This is a genomic window from Calothrix sp. 336/3, assembly GCF_000734895.2.
Taxonomy (GTDB): domain Bacteria; phylum Cyanobacteriota; class Cyanobacteriia; order Cyanobacteriales; family Nostocaceae; genus 336-3.
In genome coordinates this window covers 4,408,583-4,431,761 of record NZ_CP011382.1, presented here as the reverse complement: position 1 = coordinate 4,431,761, position 23,179 = coordinate 4,408,583, and the positions used below count along the sequence as shown (strand labels likewise).

Genomic DNA, 23,179 nt, shown 5'->3' with positions numbered 1-23,179 from the left:
TTCACTACCATGCAAAACCGTAACCTCCAACTTGCTAATACTCGCAGAGATACTTTAGGAATGCCTCCATCATCCACACAACCAAGAAATAGTCAACCCTTCTTAGAAATTCGTGATGTTTGCAAGGTTTACCCAACAAAAAAGGGACCTTTCACTGTTCTTGATGGGGTGAATTTGAATGTTAATCAGGGTGAATTTATCTGTGTGATTGGTCACTCTGGTTGTGGAAAATCAACTCTGTTGAATATGGTGTCTGGGTTTAATTTTCCGACCTCTGGACAAGTATTGCTGGAAGGGCAACCGATTACTAAGCCTGGTCCTGACCGGATGGTAGTATTCCAAAACTATGCTTTACTACCTTGGCGTACAGCTTTTGAAAATATTTATCTGGCTGTGAATGCGGTGTATCCGGAGAAATCTGAACCAGAAAAGCGGGCGATCGTGAGAGAGAACCTGGCAATGGTGGGATTAGCAGATGCTATGGATAAAAAACCCACTCAGATGTCCGGGGGGATGCGGCAACGGGTTTCCATTGCTCGTGCTTTGGCGATTCGTCCCAAGGTGCTAATTTTAGATGAACCCTTTGGAGCTTTGGACGCAATTACCAAGGAAGAACTACAGGAAGAACTGTTAAAAATATGGAATGACAACCGTTGCACGGTGTTAATGATTACCCATGATATTGATGAAGCTCTATTTTTAGCGGATAAATTGGTAATGATGACCAATGGTCCCCACGCGAAAATTGGTGAAGTCATGGAAATTCCCTTTGAACGTCCCCGCGATCGCACACGCATTATGGAAGACCCCAAATACTACCAACTACGTAACTACGCTCTCGATTTTCTATTCAATCGTTACGCCCATGATGATGTTGGTTAATACATAGATACAATTCAATTTAAGTTTCTCATTTATATAAATCCTCGCGTTTGTCGGGGATTTATTTTTGAGTTTTTGCCATGGGATGAATGCCTTAATTGTTTTATGATAGTAAAGGAATAATAATTAGCCTGAATAATAGCTGTTATATCCAATCTGACTGATTACTTACATTATCTTTAGGAACACTCAATAGGTAAATTCCACACTTGTCACTTATATATGAGTACTCATACTAAGTTCTCGTCAAAGACAGTAGCATCTATCATTATCAACAGAGGGAAGCAACCTCATCAGTGGAAGCTACTACAATAGAACATAAGTTGGTATCAAAATTATACTGAAGTTAATAAATAAACTTATATTTTATGAAGTATCATCCATCGACAGAGGTATTATCTATTTTAAATTGCGCCAGATATTACTAATCGATGATAGGCAAGCATCACCAAATATCTGAACCAAATGATAACTGAATCTCCCATGAGTCGCCGTGCATTATTGCTAGTTAACCGCCATTCCCGTCAAGGGCAAAAGCGACTATCTGAAGCTATCGATTTTTTAGAAAAACTCGGTTTTTCATTGCTGCAAGAGTCTACAGAACATCCGCATCATCTCCCGGAAGTAATTCATCGTTATAAATATGAAGTAGATTTAGTCATTATTGGTGGTGGAGACGGTACCTTAAATGCCGCACTTGATGCTTTAGTCGAAACCCAATTACCACTGGGCATTTTACCTTTAGGTACAGCTAATGATTTGGCAAGAACTTTAAATATACCGACTTCCTTACCCGAAGCTTGTAAAGTTATCGCTAGTGGTACAATCAGGAAAATTGATGTAGGTAAAGTCAATGACAAGTATTTTTTTAACGTTGCAAGCTTGGGATTAAGTGTCAAAATTACCCAGAAATTAACTAAAGAAGTTAAACGCAAGTGGGGTATTTTTGCCTATGCTTATACTGCCCTACAAGCAGTTTGGAATTCTCGCCCTTTTAGTGCAGAAATACACATCAATGGTCAAAAAATAGTCACAAAAACAGTCCAAATTGCTGTGGGCAATGGTCGCTATTATGGAGGAGGAATGGCAGTTGTTCATGATGCTGCCATTGATGATCAAAGATTAGATTTATATAGTTTAGAAATTCAACATTGGTGGCAAATATTGTTATTAATTCCAGCTATGCGTCAAGGACGACATATTCATTTGCCGGGAGTACGAGGATTACAGGGGCAAGAAATAACAGTTTATACAAGAAAACCTCGCCCTATAAATACTGATGGGGAAATTACAACTTACACCCCGGCACATTTTTTAGTACTACCTCAAGCTTTAGCTGTGATTGTTCCCTAAGCATACCTCCTCATAACGTCTGGCAGCACTTTCCCAAGTAAACTCTGATTCAATAAATTGTCTGGCATTTATAGAGAGTTCCTCTCGCAGTTGAGGGTTTTGAAAAAGTTGGGTAATTGCGGTGATATATTCCTGGGGAGTATTTGCCCGTAAAGCTCTCAGTGGTACATTTGCACTATTCACTTCGAGTCCTTCCAAACCGCGATCGCTACCCACAACAGGTACACCTGCTGCCATAGCTTCTAATGTCTTATTTTTTATACCGTAGCCAGTTCGCATTGATACGATACAGATAGTAGATTTATGGAGATAATCTACCATGGAAGGAACACGTCCTGTCACAGTGACTCCTGGTTGATTTTGTAATGCAACGACTTCTGAAACGGGACGAGAACCAACAATATCAAAAGTTGTATTGGGATAATTTTTCTGAATTTCTGGTAATACTTCTCTGACAAAAAAGCAGACTGCATCAATATTTGCTAAATTATCCATTGCACCAATAAAAACGAGACGATTTCCTCCTGGATCGGATGTGCGATAGGGAAAAGTCACTAAGTCTACACCATTAGGAATGATAGTAATTTCACCCTGGGGATTAAATTCTTGAATTTGAATTTTATCCTCTGCTGTTGTCACCACAATTTGAGAAAATTTTGAGCAATAATTTGATTCATAACGTCGTAATAGAGGCAGATTAATTTTATCTCGCCAGGTATTTTCTGAAATACTAGTTTCTAGTTGTTGACGACAGGTTCCATAAACAGAACTGTGAATATTAACTACGGTTCTAACTTGTTTTTGAACATCAGGTTGAATGTATATTTCATTCACACTATGCTCGCAGGTAATCACATCAAATTTCCCCTGGAAAGTAGATTCACTAATCCAGTTTTGCATTTCCGAAGAATAGCGATTTAAGACACTTGGTGGTGTACCTTGTCGTAAAAAAGTTGCAAAGCGCTGAATTTTGGAAAAAGTACCCCCAGTTACATCCGGGGGACGCTGGAAAATTACCAAATTATCTACAAATTCCCGTAATGCGGCAATTTCATCATTTGTCACATCCGCTTCTTGCTGGGTGACAAGAGTTACTGCATGATTTCGTTGCAAATACTTAAGTAAATTAAATGTTCTAACTTGGGTTCCTCCCCGTGTCGGTGGATAGGGGAATGTAGAAGAAAGCATCAAAATGTTCATTATGCTAAATATGTGGGAATAATATTAACTGGTGATATATATAGAATGACTTGCAGGAATATATATTGCCACTGATAAATACTTTGAAAATTAAGGTTTTACTATGAGTAATTTCGGTATTTATACTCTTGCCAATGATATTGTTTATGACCAGTTGGTAGCATTACTGAATAGTATTGAAGTGAATGTTAGCTCAGATATTCCTATTTGTATAATTCCCTATGATGAGCGGATTGATCAGGTAAAAGCAGAAGTAAAATCTCGTCCTCAAGTTACACTATTTGATAATTACGACGTCATCAAAAAATGGGATAAGTTTACCAATGAAGTATGGGATGCTCATCCGAGAGCTAGAGATTCTCGTTTAAAACGTCCCGGTTGGTATAAGGGGTTTGTGCATCGCAAACTAGCCGCATTTGATGGTGAATTTGATAAATTCATTTTTTATGATGCTGATAGTTTAGCCATGAAAAGAGTCGCTGACGTTTGGCAAAAAGTTACAGAATATGATTTAGTTTTTGATGATTGGGAACATGATAAGCCAGAGAATGCTACAGATATTAATTTAGAGATGGCGGCAAAGAAATACAATTTACCCGAAAAGGAGTTAAGTCATCGATTACATTGTAATAGTTTTGTCGCTTCTCGTCGAGATTTGTTTAGTCTAGAAGAGCTACAATTTATCCAGAATAATTTAGTCCATAATCAGGAAATAGATTGGATTAATTATAAATTTTGGTGGTCTAGTTCGGCATTATTTAATTACATGACCCTTGACCCTAAATATTCTATTTTTAACTATACTTTAAGTCCTCGATATGAAGATAGAACTGGCAATTGTGCGAATGCAGATGCTTTTGTCAACCAAAATAATATACTTTACAACCAAGATGGCATGAAACCTATTTATCGTATCCATTATATGAGCTACGGAGCAAGTGAGTTTGCTCGTTTATCTCGTGGAGAAGATGTAGATATTTGTTATCGTAATGAATTTTTATATTATCGTTTTATGCATCAACCTGAACAAAAACCTCGAGTTCTCACTAAACCTAGTTTACCAACAGTAACTAATCGTTTTATTCAGAAGACAGTCAAGAAGATTCAACGAACTTTTGCTTAAATTTATAAGAATTAATAATGAATATAGAAATGCTTGAAACTGTTGATTGACAAAAATATCCGGGAATACTAATAGCGAAGTGATATATATAAGTAAGAAGATTATATATACACACTATCATTATCATTGATAACAAACTAAAAATACAGGTGGAATTATGAATAATTTTGGTATTTATACCCTTGCCAATGATATTGTTTATGACCAACTAGTAGCATTACTGAATAGTATTGAGATCAATGTTGGTGAAAATATTCCTGTTTGTATAATTCCCTATGATGACCGACTGGAGAGAGTGAAAAAGGAGATAGAATCTCGTCCTCAGGTGACTCTATTTGATAATTGGGACATTATAGAAATGTGGGATAAATTTGCTCATGATATTTGGGCAGTTCATCCTCATAACAATAGAGCAAAAACTAATCGTCACAGTTGGTATAAAAGTCCTTTACAAAGGAAGTTTGTGGCATTTGAAGGATTATTTGAAAAATTTGTTTTTTACGATGCAGATAGTTTAGCAATGCAGAAATTAACTAATGTCATTGATAAATTGCAAAAGTTTGATTTTATTTTTGATGACTGGGAGCATCTCAAAAGCAAAGAACACGCAGCTTTAGATATATCACTCATTGAAAAAACTGGACTATATACCGAGAAAGATATTCGTTCCAAACTACATTGTTCTAGCTTTTTTGCTGCTAAACGTGGTTTATTTACTGCGAATGAAATAGAAGGGATGAGACAGAAATTAATTGTTGAAGGGGAGGTTAATTGGATTAATGGTTGGTGGGATGATGCTTTCCTGTTTAATTATTTAACTTTACGTTGCGATCGCCCTCTATTTAATTTCACTCTCAGTCCTAATGGTGAGGAGCGTACAGGGAACTGTGCGAATGCTGATCCCTTTGTGAATATCAATAATGTTCTATACAACAAGGATGGACAAAAGCCAATTCATCGTATTCATTACATGAGCTATTCTTCTAGTGATTTTACTCGCTTGTGTCAAGGTGAGGATGTTGATATTTGCTACAGAGATGAGTTCTTATATTATCGATTTTTGAAGAATCCAGAACAAAAGCCAAAATCTTTTAAGTCTCCTAGTTTAACAACTAAAACTAGTCGATTTATGAAGAAGATTAAAAATAAGATTAAGAGGTCTATTGCTTAATTACTTTATTGCTAAGTAGGAAGGATGAATTAAACGTAAAATTAAGATGACCTGAAACCCTTGCCTTATCCAGCTTGAAATCATCTTAAGTTTAATTAGCCCCACCTACTTATTTGTATCTAACTTGTTAATCATCATTGGGAGTATTCCTGAAGTTAATATCACATAAAAAATGTTTTTAAGAATTAGTCTTCATTTAACAAGTTAGATTTTTTTATAAAAAAATAGTATTTCCCTATCAGATGAAATACAACCACACCCGCACTATCGGGCACCCTCCCCGATTTCGGGGAGCACTGGGGAGGGGTTCTTCCATACCTCACTAGAATGGGAAACGCTATAAACTATATTTAAATACCACAAAACTATATTAATATGCCTAAAGTTAGTATTTGTATCCCAACATTTAACCGCATTCACCTTTTACCCCTGGCAATTGAAAGTGTATTGCAACAAACTTATCAAGATTTTGAATTACTTGTTTGTGACGATGGTTCTACAGATGGAACATCAGAGATGATGGCTAACTATACAGATACACGTGTCAAGTATATTTGTCATGGTAAAAATATTGGTAAAAGTAATAATATGCGCTCTGGGTTTGATGCGGCAAGTGGTGATTATTTTGTGAAATTTGATGATGATGATAAGTTAACACCAGAGTTTTTAGCAGAGACTGTTGCTATTTTAGACAATCATCCAGATGTGGATTTTGTTGGTACTGACCATTGGATTATTGATATTGATAATATTAGAAATGTCGAGCAGACAAAAAATAATTCTCGCAAATGGAAAAGAACGGAATTGTCTGAGGGAATTGTCCATAATCTCTTAGAGACTGTATTTGTACATCAAAGTTTTCAAATTGGTGCCACTTTATTTAGACGAAAAGCTTTACAAGAATTAGATTTCATGCGAGCTAACTGGCAAAATTGCGAGGATAATGATTTATTTGTGAGGTTAGCTTTAGGGAATAAGCAAGGATATTTCTTACCTAAATTATTAATGGAATATCGTTGTCACCCAGAACAACAAACTCCAGATAGGGCAATTCGCTATTTACAAGATAAAATTCAGTATCTACAGAGTTATAATTTTGCCTCTGCTAAGTTGGAAAGTATTCGATGTCAACGTTTAGCTGAAACTCAGTTACTTTTAGGTATACGTCTAATTGAGAAGGGAGATACTGAAAAAGGTAGACAATTGACGATCGCGGGAAAATCCACATCCTACCTGAAAGCTTCTATTGCCTTAACATTATCCCTTCTACCTTTAGGAATGAGACGACAATTGCTAGGATTTCTCAGAACCCATCAAAAATCTTAGGTATCAGGTGACTTGCTTGCAGACAACAGGGAGCGAAAGGTTCCCATTACCCCATCCATCTAAACCAACCTGGTGAATGGGAAAGTATCAAATTTATCATTTTTTCCCCTACCCCATGCACCTCAAGATACAGAATGACAAGGGGGAAATATTATAAAAATATTAAGAAATTACAAATTCGCCGGAATATAGATTATTCCTGTTGAGGAAACTATTGTGAAGATTTTGAGGTGAAATCATGACGAACTTAGCAGCAGACCCCAATAAACAGCAAAAAACAGGCAAAAAGAAACAACAGTCTTTTCCACCTGTTAACATCGGTTCGCCTCGCGTACCATTACGTCAACGTCCAAAACAACAGCAACAAGAAGTCCTCAGCGATTGGGAACACGCGAGCTAAATTAGAAGAATCATTTTGGTCAAACATGTGCTTGCGTGGTCACGGGTATTTTTTAGATAACGGGCGGAGCAACCGTAATTATCCACAAGAGCATAGCTAAGAGTAATACGCAGATTTTGACAAGAATATAAGCCGTGCTATTCGGAACCAGAAGATTTTGCATAACCCGCACCTCCTCTGTAAATCAACTATAAATTACAGAACCGAGGAAATTTAACTTCTGCTTTACCTTTTCTGAACCTATTATCGCGCACATACTGGGTGCTGTAGGGTAAATGTAAAGCAGATGTAATCATTTTTAGATTTTAGTTATAAAAGGCTTCATAAGCAGTTACAGGTGTTCGAGAATGCCTGTGGTTATAAGGTAAACAGAGTATTTATGTATATTTTGGCTTGGGAATAATTACGGCATATTTCGAGTATTTAATATTGCTTAACTTTCCCCGTAACAATAGAGATATTAAAACCTCTATCTCCCGTGATATGAGGACTTATCACCAGGGGCAGATACTTTTAGGGGTAATATCAACGATTCTGAATCTAAGTAACTGGGTATGGCAGCAGAGGGTAAATCCCGTGTAATTATTTATTCTCGCCGACTGAGGATTTAGAGGAAGGAATATTAAAATGTTTTTGATTGAACATCTAGAATTTGGGCCGTGGTTGGCACAGTTGACCACGGAAACAACTAATATCAATCCAGCACAAGCTTCTGTGTTGGTATCTGGTCCACGATTTTTTACTGCTTTAATTTCTGGGGTTATCCTCGCTTTTGCACTGCAATTGGTGTTAACGAATCTCTCCGTTGCTGCTGGTATTTCCTATTTGGGGCGATCGCCCGATGGGGAAAGCGATGATATCACCAGTTTCGGGGGTACGATTCGTAAAATTGGCACAGCTGTCGGTATCTGGACTTTGGTGACTGTAACGATCGCCTTGGCAGTTGCCTGTTTTCTGGCAGTTAAATTGAGTTTACTGGTGCTGAGTCCAGAGTTAGGAGCAATCCTGGGTTTAGTGATTTGGGGTGCATACTTTCTCCTATTGGTGTGGGTAAGTTCAACTACCGTCGGTTCTCTAATTGGTTCGGTGGTAAATACTGCGACTTCGGGTTTCCAGGCAATTATGGGAACTGCCACTGCTGCTTTTGGTGCGAAGACGATAAATCAACAAGTTGTGGCAACTGCGGAAGCGGCGGCATCAGCAGTACGGAAGGAGATTGGTAGTGCTATTGACCCTGGAAGTCTCCGTGAGACCATGGAAGAATACCTGGAAATGGTACGTTCCCCAGAGTTAGATTTAAATCAAGTTCGGGCTGATTTTGCTGGATTACTGAATGACCCCCAGGTGCAAGAAATTGCTGCGAGTGGGAATCTGGCAGATATTGACCGAGAAAAGTTTATGAATTTAGTTAGCGATCGCACTGACATATCCAAACGAGATATGCAACGTCTAGGGGATACGTTGTATAGCGTATGGCAACAGGTAGTGAGTCAGCAATCTCGCAGTGATAAATTGGGTGAATTAATCAATCAGCTGAAATCTTTGCCACCGGGACAGGTAAATAAGGATGAACTGAATCAAAAACTAGAAGCAGCTTTGGCAGAGCTACGGACAACAAAAGCTGTAGCAAAGGAGAAACCAGGTTTGCTGCAACAGGGATTATCTACCTTGACGGGTGTGATATTGGGACGCACGGATTTATCCGATTTGGATGTAGAAAAGATTTTTCAGCAAATTACTACCGTTAAAGATAAAACTTTAGAACAAGCAGATAAGTTGGGTTTGCCCACACCTTCCCAACCCTACAGTCCGATTCGGGTAGATGTGGAAAACTATCTCCTTCATACCTATGCTTGGCAATTCAGTCGCGAGAAAATTCACCAAGAATTTCGGGATGTCATTTACGACTCCGCAGCTGACCCTGGTAAGGTACGAGAGGAGTTAGAAAACTTATCTCGCCAAGATTTTGTGAATATGCTCCAACAACGGGGATTACTGACTCAGGTACAGATTGAAGAAATTTCCCAACAGTTGGAAGCGGTTCGCCAAGATGTTTTGTTAACTGTCAGAGCTAATGAGGAAAGGGAAATCACCTTGGATTTGCAACGTCAGGTAGAAAATTATCTGTTGTTCACACCCAAGGAAAATTTGACAGCTGAGGGAATTGAGCGAGATTTTAAACCTTTGTTAGCTGATAGCAATACAGACTATGAAACTTTATCTCTGCGCTTATCGTGGTTAAATCGTCAAGAAATGGGGTCAATTCTGCGGGAACGTAGTGATATTTACTACCCAGAAGCAGAGGGCATCATTGATGAATTACAAAAGCAGGTGCAAGAGGTGTTGGTTGTATCTCAGGGATTGACAGAGCAAGCCAAATTTCAGGTAGAAAAGTTGTGGTTAAATTTACAATCATACCTACGAGATACTGGCAAGGAAGAACTGAATCCTGATGCAATTCGCAGTGAGTTGAAAACTCTCCTGGATAATCCGGAAGCGGGAATGGCGTTACTGCGGGCACGTTTATCACATTTTGACCGCGATACTTTGGTCAAGCTACTGAGCCAACGTCAGGATTTAACGGAGACTGATGTTAACCGTATTCTCTATGATGTCGAGGATAGTTGGCATAATATTCGCTCAACACCCCAAGTTATTGCAGATAAGGCTAAGGCTGAATATGATTCTGTCACCACCGCGATCGCCGATTATCTACGCAATACAGGGAAGGAGGAACTGAATCCAGAAGGTATCCAACGAGACTTGTCACAGTTGCTGGAAAATCCCCGCATTGGGGCACTGGCATTACGGCGGCGTTTATCTCAATTAGACAGAAGCACCTTAGTAAAATTACTGAGTCAAAGGGATGATTTAACGGAGGAACAGGTTAATAGAACTATTGATTCTGTGGAACACTCTCTACGTAATTTCCTTCGCGTGCCTAGACGTTTTGCTGTCCGTACTCAACAGCGTGTCCAAACCTTTCAAGCTTATCTAGAAGAGTATTTACGTCTCACAGGTAAGGAAGAGTTAAATCCAGAAGGTATTAAAAGGGACTTCCAACTAATTCTCCATGACCCCCGTTTAGGTATAGAAACTATCGGCGATCGCCTATCGCGTTTCGACCGTTCTACCATCATTGCTTTGTTGAAATTGCGGGAAGATTTGACTGAGACAGAAGCAGCGGAGATTGCTGATAATATGATTCGGGTACGTGAACAATTCGTACAGCAAATACGGAATATTCAACAGCGAATCCAAGATACAATTGATGGCATTTTTGCTCGCATTCGTAACTATCTCAACTCCTTGAACCGTCCTGAGCTTAACTATGATGGTATAAAGCGCGACGTGAGAAAAATGTTTGATGACCCCCAAGCTGGGTTTGAAGCATTGCGCGATCGCCTATCTGATTTTGACAGAGATACCCTGGTAGCAATTATGTCTTCCCGTGATGACATTTCTGAAGCTGATGCTAATCGCATTATTGACCAAGTAGAACGGGCACGCAATAGTGTATTACAACGTGCGGAGCGTTTGCAGCAGGAAACCCAAAAACGGTTAGAAATTGTCAAAATTCAAGCCCAAAAACAAGCGGAAGAGACTCGCAAAGCTGCTGCGTCTGCTGCTTGGTGGTTGTTCGCCACTGCTGTTGTTTCGGCGATATTCTCAGCTTTAGGTGGAGCGATCGCGGTGACAACTGTTTAATTCTTGCCTCACTCTTCCCCTGGTGCCAAAATTGTCAGAGCGATTTGATAAATTTGTCGCTTAGGGAGGGAGGTAATCTCAGCTAATTCCCGACTTGCTTGGGAGCGAGAGATACCTTGATGAATCAGTTTTGTGAGTTCTGCTTGTAATTCAGCTTCTGTAAATTCACGGTTGGTGGGTGAAGTCCCTGCTACTAGTATGGTATATTCTCCCTGGGGTTGGCGATCGCTCCATTCTTGAATAGCTGCGGCAATGGTTCCCCGCCAAAATTCTTCGTGTAATTTCGTCAATTCCCTAGCTAAAACGATTTGCCGTTGTTGCCCAAAAATATCTGCAAAGTCTTGTAAAGTATCGCGCAATCTGTGGGGAGATTCATAGAAAATTAGAGTGCGGTGTTCTGTGTGTAATTTAGCCAGATGTTCTCGTCTGGCTTTGGATTTGGCAGGTAAAAACCCTTCAAAAATAAATTTATCTGTGGGTAATCCTCCAGCACTGAGAGCAGTAATCGCCGCAGTTGCACCGGGTATGGGAACTACGGGAATTTTTTCCTGAATGCAGCTAGTGATTAATTCATACCCAGGATCGGAAATCCCTGGCATCCCTGCATCTGTAACTAGGGCGATCGCCATCCCTGATTGCAACTTCTGAATCAATTCGGGAATCCGACTATTGAGATTATGTTCGTGATGACTAATTTGGGGGGTTTTAATCTGGAAGTGCTGGAGTAATTTTCCTGTATGACGGGTATCTTCTGCGGCAATTAAGTCCACACCTTGGAGAATTTTGATACCACGAAATGTCATATCTTCTAAGTTACCGATAGGTGTACCGACAATATAGAGAGTACTCGGTTGGGGTTCTGTTGCCATGGGGTGGGGAAAGGAAGAAAACAGGGGGAAAGTTGTTTCTATTATCCATTACCCCTTACCCATCACCTATTACCTAATCCTGTTGACTGCTAAATTGTTTCGCACCTAACAGAGACAGAGCGATCGCCATCACTAATAAAATGACGACAGTATACCAGGGAAACTGGGATAATGGTAAGTAGACGGCGGCTCGTAATCCTAAACTAGCGTAGGTTAGGGGTAGGCAGTAAACTAGTATTTTCAGGAAAAATGGTAATTTTACAGGGTCGAAGAATGTTGCACCCAGAAATGACATGGGAACAATCACAAAGTTATTGTACAGTCCCACCGATTCCAGCGATCGCACACTCAACCCCACTAGTACCCCTAAACCGGAAAACACTGCACAATTCAGCAGCATAATTAATAGAAACAAGGGATTGAGAAAATTCCAGTTGCCGGAAAATAGCAGAGCGACGATAATTACGGAAATCGATGTCATTCCCCCCCGCACCACTCCTGCTAACATTTTGCCTAGATGTAAAGCTAAGGGGTGGATAGGAACTAATAACAATTCTTCAAAGTTTTTTGTAAATAATCTATCTCCACAAATCGAGAAAGTTGTCCCCGCAAAACTGACTGTCATGGATGATAAAGCTACCATTCCTGGTAAAATAAACTCTAGGTAGTTCTTGTATTCTCCACTAATGCCGCTTCCCGGCTGAATGGAATTACCTAAACCTAAACCAAACGCCACAATATATATTAGTGGTGAAACTAACCCCGATGCTGCCACCTGGGTAATTCTGGCACGTAGCTCCAACCATTCTCCCCAGAAAATTGTCAAGCTGTCTGCAACTAAATTTTGGAATTGCCGAAATTTAATCTTTTTACCAAGTGGTAATGATTGTTGAATAGCCACTGTTTTTATAATGTCTCACGATTCCCCTAGTCACTCTAATTTACATTTCTTTATATACTGAAGTCAAAGGAAATCTCTAATTCTGGCTCGATACTAAGGGTAACTTGACAGTAAAAGTTGTACCCACACCTAACTGACTATGAAAGCGAATTTCTCCCCCGTGCAATTCCACCGCTTTCTTGACAATTGCTAAACCCAACCCTGTACCAGGAATCGTATCCACATTACTACCACGATGAAAAGCATCAAAGATTTTCGGTTGGTCTAGGGGTGGTATGGTAATTCCTTGGTCTTCTACCTGAAATACCACTTTTCCATTACCACTAGCAAGACGTAAGCGCACAATTCCCCCCTCTGGAGAGTATTTAATGGCATTATTGAGTAAATTGGTGAGAAATTGACGGACTAAAGTTGCATCCAAGTGAATGCTCTGCATATCGCCTTTATGGGTGAAAATTATTCGATGACGATAATCACCTAAAAGCTTGATATCTTCAACTATCTGCTCACAGAATTTCACAATATCTAAGGGTGCAGGATGAAACGCTAACTTTCCCGACTCAATTTGATTGCTTAATAAAATGTCATCAACTAACTGTGCCATCTGTTGGGCAGCAGTCTGAATTCTTTTGAGTGCGGAAAATTGCTTATCCTTTGCCAGCCTATCATAGTACTTAGTCAAAGTTTCTGCGGCTAAAATAATTGTGGCGAGGGGTGTACGGTACTCGTGGGAAATCGTTCTGACTAAGCGACTTTTCAGGGAATTTAACTCCCGTTCCTTTTCTAATGCTTTGCGAATTTCCGCTTCTACACGTTTGCGATCGCTAATATCCCGCAGCAACACCAACCAGTAAACCGAATGAATTTCCAGGGTGACGCGCTCTACAATCACTTCTATAACTAAATCACTCTGATTCACGGAAGTTACTTCATTACAACTAGGATCATGAATATCGCATTGCTGTAATTCTTGCAGGGATTTTCCACCCAAAGTTTGTAACACGTTATCCCCATTTATATCTGCAAGGGAAGAGAGATAATCCCTAGCAACGGGATTGGTTAAAATCACTCGTTGCTCTGCATCTAGCAACAGCACTCCCTCCGGCAAATGTGCCAAAATACTCTCTAAGTCATACTTTTCTAAGGTAATAAAAAAGAAGCGTAGCTGCTGAATGGCAATGGAAGCGTTACTCGCGACGTGGTAAAGTAGGCGAATCTGTTCTTCGTTAAATTGTTCCACCTGCTCAGTTCCCACAAATAATAACCCAATAATGCGGTTATCTTCGTAGGGCGTATTAATTAGAGGAACCAACAACAGGGAACCAATATCATCTAGGGTATTTTCTGCCTGTGGTTCCAAAGAATTGAGATAATGAACAGTTAAGGAAGCCTGACTTAAATCCTGTCCACTTAATTTTGATAAACGTACCAACATTTGTTGTTGGATATCTTCCTGAAGCTGATTGCTTAAGGGACGATGATTGTTAAAAAATAATTTACAGCCAGGTAAATTGTATCGACGATTTTCCAGGGTACTTTCTAAACCCTCTGGCTGAGTATCCAAGAGCAAAATTGTTCCGGAAATATCGTGGGGAATTGCTGGATACAAGTGGTCAAGCATCGACCTCAGTAAATCTTCGTAGGTCAGAGTGTAAGAAATATCTGCCGGGATAGATTCACCCAACAGTATCTGCTGCACACGTTGCTCAACTTGTAATCTGAGTCTTTCTTCAAATTGTGTTTTTAAAGAATTTAATTGCTGTTGCGCTTCCTGAAACTGTTCTCTTGCAAGTTTTTCAGCTTGACGCGCCATACGTAAATTTGTGGCTTGTCTTTGAACGATCGCCTCTAAGGCTAACTCCTGCTGCTTATAGGTACTGATGTCACGTCCGATACCATAAACTTGACCATCATCATTTAAAAGCATTCTCCAGGCTAACCAACGGTAGGTACCATCCTTATGACTGTAACGATTTTCTAACTGAATGGCTTCACCACTGACTAGTTCCTGGTAAACTTGCATTGTGATGTTTAGCTCTTCTGGGTGAACCAAAGCAAACCAAGGCTGAAGTATCAATTCTGCCTCTGTCCAGCCGAGTAAATCTTCCCACGCCGTGTTTACCTGTTGAAAGTAGCCATCATCTCCTATCAGACAGTACAAATCCGAGGAAAACTGAAAAACAATATCTTGCAACTTGCTATTCATCTAGTTGTTGACCCTCGTTGCAACTAGTCTCTGCTTTGCAGTAAATCATACCGCGTCATATTTACCCTATTGTGTCGATGAATCATCCGAAATGATCAAATGTTCGTTTATTTCTCTGTTAAATCCTCAAATTCCTTCGAGATAGACAAGAGGGAATAGAAACGACAAAATCACATTTTCAATGAAAAAGGGGATAGGGAGCAGAATATAGAGGAATGATTTAACAAAATTCAGCTTGAATTTACCAATGGGTTTGATCAACAGGTGATACATGATAGGTAGAAAGGGAAACGCTCAACGCCGAATGCAGATGCACTCAACTTGTTGTCAAAGATTGACTCTAATTCTTTTCATCTTACAAGAAATCGTGGAGAGTTTAAAAGCTACAGCTATCCATGGATATGGATACAGAATCTCATCAACCATCATTCATTGACTCGACTTGGCAGCATGTTAACACTTACTCAGCGTCAACCAGCAAACTCAGGTGTTGTAGCTAATTTGACCATAGAATTAACTGCGGAAGAGCGTACCCGCAGTCGTCACCGTTGGGAAACACCTTCTGGGGAGGTGGTATTTTTGCGTTTGCCACGGGGTACGGTACTCCAGGATGGAGATATTTTACAAGATGAGAGTAATAGTACTTATGTGAGAATTGTAGCCAAGCCGGAAGCTGTAATTACAGTCACGGGTGAGTCTAGTAGTGATTTATTCCGAGCTGCATACCACCTAGGGAATCGTCATGTACCAGTAGAGATTAATCCCAGCTATTTACGCTTGTCTCCTGACCCAGTTTTACAGACAATGTTAGAAAAAATGGGTTTGCAGGTAGTCGAGGAGATTGTTGCCTTTCAGCCAGAAGTAGGTGCCTATGGACACCATCATTAATTTGGATATTCCAAAAAATTCTCCGTCTACAGAAATCTTGTATCTTTTACAATTATCCAGCCCCGCTTTACCTGTGGGAGCTTACAGCTATTCTGAAGGGTTAGAAACTCTTGTAGAAAATGCAGCTATTCATACTGAGGAACAACTCGCACGATGGATACAAGCAGAGCTTCAGTATGGAACCATTTCCATGGAAGGGGCGGTAATGGTAAGAGCATACCAGGCGATCGCAGCAGGTGATTTGGTTGCCCTCGCTGACTGGAATAGTTGGTTGTCAGCAACACGAGAAACTACGGAATTACGTAATTCTAGCTGGGGTATGGGGCGATCGCTCATCCGTTTATTATTAGACGTAGAACCAGAAATTACTACTCTCACCCAAGCTGTCGGAAATCCCTGTAACTATGCGATCGCCTTTGCTATAGCTGCCACTCATTGGCAAATAAATATACAGTTGGCATTACAGGGATACTTACAAAGCTGGGCAAGTAATCTTGTTACCGCAGGGGTTAAGCTGATTCCCCTCGGACAAACGGCAGGGCAAAGAATATTACTCAGTATTTATCCCCTCCTCAGCCAAACAGTCATCCAAATTTTAAATAGAGAAGACGATGAACTTTGCTGTTGTAGTTGGGGTTTATCCTTGGCGAGTATGCAGCATGAAACCCAGTATACAAGGTTGTTTCGCAGTTAGTGGTCTATTTTCCCATTGTGTAGCTTGCTTCCCGCTCTGGGAGTATGACGAATCACACCATAATTTTATCGAGAAAATATATTCATAGAGCTATGATAAACACATTCCGGATCGGAGTTGCTGGACCTGTGGGTTCTGGTAAAACAGCTTTAGTAGATGCATTATGTAAAGCTCTGCGCGATCGCTATCGCTTGGCTGTTGTCACCAATGATATTTATACTCAAGAGGATGCCCAATTTTTAGTACGTTCCCAAGCATTAAGCAGCGATCGCATTCTGGGAGTGGAAACTGGAGGATGTCCCCACACCGCGATTCGAGAAGATGCATCCATGAATTTAGCTGCCATTGAGCAATTAGAACAAAAATTTCCCGATTTAGAGATTGTCTTTCTGGAAAGTGGAGGAGATAATTTAGCAGCTACCTTTAGCCCCGAATTAGTCGATTTAACTATTTATGTCATCGATGTCGCCGCAGGTGATAAAATTCCCCGCAAGGGAGGACCAGGAATTACAAAATCTGACTTACTCGTGATTAATAAAATCGATTTAGCTCCCTATGTGGGTGCAGATTTAAATGTTATGGAGCGCGATGCCAAAAAAATGCGCGGGGACAAACCATTCATTTTTAGTAATTTAAAATCTCAGGTAGGATTAACAGATGTCATTCAATTCGTTACCACCCATATTTGTTAAAAAAATCCCCTCATATTTCCCATGGGTTGAACAAATTACATCCCAGAAACCCCTAGAATTATTACGTCATACAGAAGCTGCCCTGCGACAACCAACTGTATCCACCCTCGTACCTATTTTACCCGCAAAAATTAGTGAGAATCTACAAATTGCCTCCCAAAATGCTGACGTAACTTGGCAACATCTAGGGACAATTGATATTGAAGAAATTAGCGATTGGGAATTGCGATCGCCACGGATTCAAGTAGGTTTAAGTTTTGTGGGTTTTAGCGCCCTGATGGTAATTATCCTGGTACTCTATTTACATACTTTACATCCCCATCTCACCCCTATCGCCCAGATAAGCAAGTATTGGTACCAGTACGTTTGGTTTGTCTGTCTAGGAGTGGCAGGGATGTTTATTCTCGGTAGGGAAGCAATGCGTCCCATTTCTAGAAAATAGAGAATGGATAATTTGCCCTATTGATAATTTCAGTGATGTTTTGAGAAACAATTTAACCAACTTTGGGGGTTTAAATCTCCATCTCAAAACGTAATTACGTTAGCCTTATCTCTACCGTAGAGAGCATTACGAATTACGAATTACAAATTATTTTAATATCCATGAATCACGATAATTTTTTAGTCCAACCAGGAAGTAAAATTTCTTTAAAAAAATACGACCCCAAATTTAGCGATAATTTTAGCAATAAAGCAGAATCAGTAGGGATATTGGAAACCTATGTACAAAAGTTAGGTAAATACCAAGATGTACTCTATGCCCAAAATACCTATGCTTTACTAATTATTTTCCAAGCCATGGATGCTGCTGGCAAAGATAGCACAATTAAATATGTGATGTCAGGTGTTAATCCCCAAGGTTGTCAGGTATTTTCCTTTAAATCACCTAGCGCAGAAGAATTAGATCATGATTATTTATGGCGTACGGCTAAATCCTTACCAGAAAGAGGCAGAATCGGCATTTTTAATCGTTCCTACTATGAAGAAGTTTTAGTAGCACGAGTTCATCCAGAAATTTTGCAAAATCAGCAGTTACCTAAGTCTGCCCTAAATAATAATATTTGGCAGCAAAGATTTACGGAAATCAATAATTTCGAGAAGTATTTAGTTGCTAATGGGATTGTGATTCTCAAGTTTTTTCTTCATGTCTCTAAAGAAGAGCAGAAAAAACGCTTTTTGGAAAGAATTGACTTACCAGAAAAAAATTGGAAATTTTCCGTCAGCGATGTGCAAGAAAGACAATATTGGAATGATTACATGAATGCTTACGAGGATGTGTTTAATCATACAAGTACATCCTGGGCTCCTTGGTATATTATCCCAGCCGATCGCAAATGGTTTACCCGTCTGGCGATCGCTGATATTATCTGCACCAAACTCCAACAACTCAACTTAAAGTACCCCACCCTAAATCCAGAGCATCAAAAACACCTGTTACAAGCAAAGTTAATGCTAGAGCAGGAAGACTAGTAGACATTCATCCCCTCCTTCTTCAATAGAAAATTGATAAACTACTAGACGTTTGTAATGCTTTGTAAATTTTGTCAAGAAAATTTAGTTAACTAAACCAATAAATTTAAAAAAAAATAAAAGTATCATAGTTTACGATGGGCATGACCCATCATTTATATATAGACTCTCTTTTGCTATCCCTAGTTCAAAAAAAGTGTGATAAATATAACTTTTACTACTCATACATCCATCAATCATCAGGCAAATGAGGGGTTGACAAGGGTTGCGAAAAAATCACTATTTAGTATTAAATGCACATAACTAAGTTGACTGAAGTTATATTAATTCCTGAACTCAACCAGTTATTAGTACAAGAAACTGATTATATTCTTGGCAATCAAATTCCCCACAAATTGCAAGTGGTGTGTTAACCTGCCTGAAACAATCTCCAGTCAGAATCAAACCCTGGTAACTATTTACTCTTAATGTTTACTGATTTAATTTTCTTCCCAACTTAGTTCTGTTGACTGAGGCTAATACTCGTCTCAAGATTATGGTTAAATCTCATGGTAATGTCATGAGTTCCTCAGATTTGTAGCTTCATCTCAAGATATTGTCATAGGGGGTAGCAACTATGGATAAGAACAGACTTCCACAGTTCCTTGACTTTTTACAAACAGAATTGGCAATCCCTCCAGCTGATGTGGAATTAGCCATGAGACATCCTGAGCAAACCCCTAGCTTACTGCCGATGATTTTGTGGCAGTACGGTTTAATCACAGTCAATCAATTGGATAGAATTTTTGATTGGCTCCAGGGTAATACTTGAAAGATAGGTGATAGGTAATAGATTATTACTTGATTTGTTATCTTTTCTTGATAATTTGAGCTATAAACATTAAATTTCCAGCAAAGTAGCAGTGTAGCTCATTTGCTTCAGAAACTGGGAAAAACTGTGATTGTATCCCTCACCTATTACCTGCCACTTACCATAAACATCCGATTATAAATGTTTAATATGACACAATATCAGCCAATTATTTATCGGAATTGAATTATCAAATTCTGAACCACTTTTTTATGGCTTTTAACTTGTATGTTATCTGCAATTTTCTAGAAACAACAGACTATCCTGATGAGTTGGGAGCCAGTATATTACCCTATATTTATATGAAGATAATTTCATCTTTGAGGAAAAATACTGTATCATTGTGAGCATAGATTCATTCCTGTATATTTGATTTTTTGTGAATGATTTTCATCGCGATTTTGTGAATCCGAATTAATTTCTAGCTGTGAATAAGAGATAACACCTCACAGGTTATATACCTTAGCCTGTGTATATAAGGAGATATAGATAATGGAACTAAATCAACTCCTGAATAAATATGCCGCAGGGGAAAGGGATTTTGTTGGTGTGTGCTTGCATCAGGTAGAGTTTTGCGATGTAGACTTAACGGGCGCAAACTTTAGCAATGCAGATTTCAGTGGTGTAATTTTCAGCCGAGCGAAGCTACACGACTGTAACTTTAGTCGGGCAAACTTAAATGATGCCAAGTTTAGTGAAGCAGATTTATGTGGCTCTAATTTGAGTGAAATTAATTTAATGGGAGCTGATTTAGTTAACGTCAACTTGCAGGAGACGAATCTTAGTAGAGCTAATTTACGCAGTGCTAATTTAGTTAAGGCTAACCTGTGGAAAGCGAATTTAAGTGAAGCTCAACTCTGTGGAGCAAATTTAAGGGAAGCGAATTTACATCAAGCAAATTTGATTGCTGCCGATTTAATCGATGCAGAGCTAGGGGAAGCAGATTTAACAGAGGCAAAAATGAGTGATGAAGAAATCCATGGAGCCAATGTGAATATCAGTACATCCCATCAGTGGGTTACTTGGGCTGGTGGATGCTAACCCTCACCTATGGTTTGGCATACTCCCCGATCGCAAGGTACGGGGATTTTTTATGTTTTAGAGCATTCGTGACAGGTTAAAGTTATCAACAATTTGTCAATGAGTAATAATGCTTAAAATATTGCTAAAAATAGGGTAGAAAACGCAATTTTTTGGCATAGCGATCGCGTCATCTTAAAAAACATCACTCATTCTTACCCGACAAATTCCGTAGAAGACGAAATTTGATACCTAACTATAGTTTCAACTTCTAGCGTAACTACTATTGACAAAACGAATTTTGTCTTAACCTGTCACGAATGGTTTTAGAGATAAGACATATTCCAATTTGACAGCACTCCAAGCAAAAAATGTCCAATTGTCATTGCGAAGATTGCGAAGGGAAATGACAGCTTTTGGATTATCGTATTTTGTGAGATGCTTTACTATATTTATAGCTGCACAGCTATATAAGCAAATAGTTTTTATTAATACTGTTCGCCTACTTCCAATTTAGAATGCCTAGAAAAAGTATCAATAAACACGAGTACTTTGATTGTCATAGTGTTTATACTTTTAGAATTAGTTATAGAAAATACAAGACAAACCGGAATTTGATAAACTAACATAGATTTTGGCAATTTATCATCAAAGAGGTTTAAAGTGCGATCGCCCTAGGCAGAATATAGCTCAGTGCTATTGCGGTTATTACGTAAAACAAAAGAAGCTTTGGTAGTATTTAGCTAGATACCTGGCTGTTTATATCAAGGTGATTTTACTACTCAGGAAAGTATTGGCTACTTGGGTACTCTGAAGTTATTTTTTTCAAGGAAGCATAGGATATTAAGACTCGCATATTGGCATCGGTAACAATGAATCAAACTCCTGCCATTTCAATTGCACAGGTGACAGACACCCATCTGTTTGTGACTGAAGAACAAGAACTATTGGGAATACCGACGATCAAATCCTTCCAAGCAGTGGTGAAACGTTTGGAGGAGATGCGTTCAGAACTAGATCTAATCTTGCTAACTGGCGATATTTCTGGAGATGGAACAGAAACATCCTACGAAACAGTGCAAAATTTGTTGCGTCCGTTACAAATACCAACCTATTGGGTACCGGGAAACCATGACAGCGCGATCGCCATGGATGAAATACTCAATTTAGGCTTAATTTCCAGACGTAAATGTTTTGAACGCGGTGGCTGGAATTTCATCTTACTAGACTCCACCGTTCCCGACTGTGTACATGGTTGTTTGAGTTCAGCAACCCTCACATGGTTAGATAGACAATTACAGACAAACAGGGATAAACCGACACTCATCGCTTTGCATCATCCACCCTTTGCCGTGAATTGTCAGTGGTTAGATAGTATTGGGTTGCACCACCCAGAGGAATTTTTTGCCGTGATTGATAAGTATCCCCAGGTGCAGTTAGTTTTATTAGGACATATCCACCAAGAGTTTCATTATCAACGTCGGGAAGTTGACTATTTAGGAACTCCATCTACCTGCGTCCAGTTTTTACCAAAAAGCCCGCAATTCGCAGTAGATTCCAAACCACCAGGTTTCCGTATAGTAGAGCTTTACTCGAATGGTACTTGGAAATCCAAGATTGAGAGAGTCCCATTCTTTCATGCTGTAGAATTAGCGGCAACAGGATATTGATTTAGGAATGGGTAATGGTAAGGGGTAAATAGTTACTTAGTTTTGTGGAGACAGAAGATAGGGAAGAGTGGGCAGTTTTTGCAACTGATAACGGGATGAGTCTGCTTCCCTTGTTTCTTCAAACCCTCACTTCATCAGCAAAACTTGTCTGACGGACAAAACGGAATGGTCCAGCAACGGAACCCCAAAGTAGCTCATCGGTTTCTGGATCACGTCCGCGATCAAGACTGAAAAACTTTTCAGCGTTAATTTCAAATTCGTTATCAAGGTAAGTTTTTTGCCCGTTCCGGTTGACTATACAGCCTTTACCTGGTTCTACCCTGCCCTTGAAACAATGACCATTCCATTCGACAATCATGTTACAACCAGGCATTTTTTCCACATCATCGGCTGTTAAGTTTTTTAACTTGGTTAAATCACGAGAAGCGCCGTAGAATTTTTCTTCCTCTTTGAGAGTATAGTTTTCTAGTTCAATGCGATCGCCACTCACAACTAGGTTCAATACCCGGATGCGATAGGGGGAATTGAGCATATAATCGTAAGCCTGTTCTAGGAAAAGACTTACACCAGAAAGAAAATTTGGCGGCAAGGGACGCATACAGACGCGAATATGGGCATAAAATGGGGGATTTTCAATAGCCTGTTCTTGGTTACTAAAGTCCCCTGCCATCCACCGAGCCAGGGAAGTAATATCTGTAGAATGGGTCATTATCACAAAATTGAATCTAGAATTATTTGCCAAACTATGACAAAAGT

At 39.5% G+C, this 23,179-nt stretch carries 20 protein-coding genes; 15 read left to right on the top strand and 5 right to left on the bottom strand.

Going from position 1 to position 23,179, the window contains the following annotated elements:
* Positions 1-9: 9 nt before the first annotated feature.
* Both IJ00_RS18430 and IJ00_RS18425 read left to right on the top strand, forming a co-directional pair.
* The gene (locus IJ00_RS18430) at positions 10-882 is read left to right on the top strand and encodes a nitrate ABC transporter ATP-binding protein (protein WP_201782636.1); all 873 of its coding nucleotides are present in this window, start codon (positions 10-12) and stop codon (positions 880-882) included.
* Between the two features lie 483 nt (positions 883-1,365).
* The gene (locus IJ00_RS18425; protein WP_035159271.1) at positions 1,366-2,235 is read left to right on the top strand and encodes a lipid kinase; all 870 of its coding nucleotides are present in this window, start codon (positions 1,366-1,368) and stop codon (positions 2,233-2,235) included.
* Here the strand turns inward: IJ00_RS18425 and IJ00_RS18420 are convergent.
* Positions 2,215-3,435 carry a glycosyltransferase family 4 protein gene (locus IJ00_RS18420; RefSeq protein ID WP_035155356.1) on the bottom strand — a complete coding sequence of 407 codons (1,221 nt, stop codon included), beginning with the start codon at positions 3,433-3,435 and terminating at the stop codon, positions 2,215-2,217. The genes IJ00_RS18425 and IJ00_RS18420 overlap by 21 nt on opposite strands.
* Before the next feature lie 103 nt (positions 3,436-3,538).
* Here IJ00_RS18420 and IJ00_RS18415 point away from each other — a divergent pair, with 103 nt between their 5' ends.
* The 5 genes from IJ00_RS18415 to IJ00_RS18400 all read left to right on the top strand — a co-directional run bounded on the left by IJ00_RS18415 (position 3,539) and on the right by IJ00_RS18400 (position 11,163).
* The gene (locus IJ00_RS18415) at positions 3,539-4,558 is read left to right on the top strand and encodes an Npun_R2821/Npun_R2822 family protein (protein ID WP_035155354.1); all 1,020 of its coding nucleotides are present in this window, start codon (positions 3,539-3,541) and stop codon (positions 4,556-4,558) included.
* Positions 4,559-4,715: 157 nt separating this feature from the next.
* Positions 4,716-5,729 carry an Npun_R2821/Npun_R2822 family protein gene (locus tag IJ00_RS18410; RefSeq protein WP_035155351.1) on the top strand — a complete coding sequence of 338 codons (1,014 nt, stop codon included), beginning with the start codon at positions 4,716-4,718 and terminating at the stop codon, positions 5,727-5,729.
* Between the two features lie 375 nt (positions 5,730-6,104).
* A complete protein-coding gene (locus IJ00_RS18405; protein ID WP_035155347.1) occupies positions 6,105-7,055 on the top strand; it encodes a glycosyltransferase family 2 protein in 951 nt (316 codons plus the stop codon).
* A gap of 238 nt (positions 7,056-7,293) precedes the next feature.
* On the top strand, positions 7,294-7,455 hold the full coding sequence (locus IJ00_RS29145) for a hypothetical protein (protein WP_168163500.1): 162 nt from the start codon (positions 7,294-7,296) through the stop codon (positions 7,453-7,455).
* 627 nt (positions 7,456-8,082) lie between these two features.
* Positions 8,083-11,163 carry a hypothetical protein gene (locus IJ00_RS18400; protein ID WP_035155345.1) on the top strand — a complete coding sequence of 1,027 codons (3,081 nt, stop codon included), beginning with the start codon at positions 8,083-8,085 and terminating at the stop codon, positions 11,161-11,163.
* Between the two features lie 8 nt (positions 11,164-11,171).
* On the opposite strand, the gene rsmI is transcribed toward IJ00_RS18400, so the two are convergent.
* From rsmI to IJ00_RS27190, 3 genes are all read right to left on the bottom strand, one after another.
* Complete coding sequence (rsmI, locus tag IJ00_RS18395) at positions 11,172-12,032, bottom strand: 16S rRNA (cytidine(1402)-2'-O)-methyltransferase (protein WP_035155342.1); 861 nt, start codon at positions 12,030-12,032, stop codon at positions 11,172-11,174.
* 73 nt (positions 12,033-12,105) lie between these two features.
* Positions 12,106-12,933: an ABC transporter permease gene (locus tag IJ00_RS18390; protein ID WP_035155341.1), complete on the bottom strand. Its 828-nt coding sequence runs from the start codon at positions 12,931-12,933 to the stop codon at positions 12,106-12,108.
* Positions 12,934-13,009: 76 nt separating this feature from the next.
* Positions 13,010-15,139 carry an ATP-binding protein gene (locus IJ00_RS27190; protein WP_052754490.1) on the bottom strand — a complete coding sequence of 710 codons (2,130 nt, stop codon included), beginning with the start codon at positions 15,137-15,139 and terminating at the stop codon, positions 13,010-13,012.
* A 450-nt stretch (positions 15,140-15,589) separates the two neighbouring features.
* On the opposite strand from IJ00_RS27190, the gene ureE reads away from it, so the two are divergent.
* From ureE to cpdA, 8 genes are all read left to right on the top strand, one after another.
* A complete protein-coding gene (ureE, locus tag IJ00_RS18380) occupies positions 15,590-16,027 on the top strand; it encodes an urease accessory protein UreE (RefSeq protein ID WP_035155339.1) in 438 nt (145 codons plus the stop codon).
* Positions 16,011-16,721 (top strand): urease accessory protein UreF, encoded by a 711-nt coding sequence (locus IJ00_RS18375; RefSeq protein ID WP_046814857.1) that lies wholly within the window; start codon positions 16,011-16,013, stop codon positions 16,719-16,721. The genes ureE and IJ00_RS18375 overlap by 17 nt, the downstream gene beginning before the upstream one ends.
* Positions 16,722-16,816: 95 nt before the next feature.
* Positions 16,817-17,413, top strand: a complete 597-nt coding sequence (ureG, locus tag IJ00_RS18370) for an urease accessory protein UreG (RefSeq protein WP_035159266.1) — start codon at positions 16,817-16,819, stop codon at positions 17,411-17,413.
* A complete protein-coding gene (locus tag IJ00_RS18365; protein WP_046814856.1) occupies positions 17,379-17,855 on the top strand; it encodes a hypothetical protein in 477 nt (158 codons plus the stop codon). The genes ureG and IJ00_RS18365 overlap by 35 nt, the downstream gene beginning before the upstream one ends.
* A gap of 161 nt (positions 17,856-18,016) precedes the next feature.
* Positions 18,017-18,883 carry a polyphosphate kinase 2 family protein gene (locus IJ00_RS18360; RefSeq protein ID WP_035155337.1) on the top strand — a complete coding sequence of 289 codons (867 nt, stop codon included), beginning with the start codon at positions 18,017-18,019 and terminating at the stop codon, positions 18,881-18,883.
* A gap of 616 nt (positions 18,884-19,499) precedes the next feature.
* The gene (locus tag IJ00_RS18355) at positions 19,500-19,694 is read left to right on the top strand and encodes a DUF2949 domain-containing protein (RefSeq protein ID WP_035155335.1); all 195 of its coding nucleotides are present in this window, start codon (positions 19,500-19,502) and stop codon (positions 19,692-19,694) included.
* A 531-nt stretch (positions 19,695-20,225) separates the two neighbouring features.
* On the top strand, positions 20,226-20,774 hold the full coding sequence (locus IJ00_RS18350) for a pentapeptide repeat-containing protein (protein WP_035155333.1): 549 nt from the start codon (positions 20,226-20,228) through the stop codon (positions 20,772-20,774).
* Between the two features lie 851 nt (positions 20,775-21,625).
* A complete protein-coding gene (gene cpdA / locus IJ00_RS18345; RefSeq protein WP_035155331.1) occupies positions 21,626-22,423 on the top strand; it encodes a 3',5'-cyclic-AMP phosphodiesterase in 798 nt (265 codons plus the stop codon).
* Between the two features lie 118 nt (positions 22,424-22,541).
* On the opposite strand, the gene IJ00_RS18340 is transcribed toward cpdA, so the two are convergent.
* Positions 22,542-23,132, bottom strand: coding sequence for a chromophore lyase CpcT/CpeT (locus IJ00_RS18340; RefSeq protein WP_035159263.1), 591 nt, complete (start codon positions 23,130-23,132; stop codon positions 22,542-22,544).
* Positions 23,133-23,179: the final 47 nt, after the last annotated feature.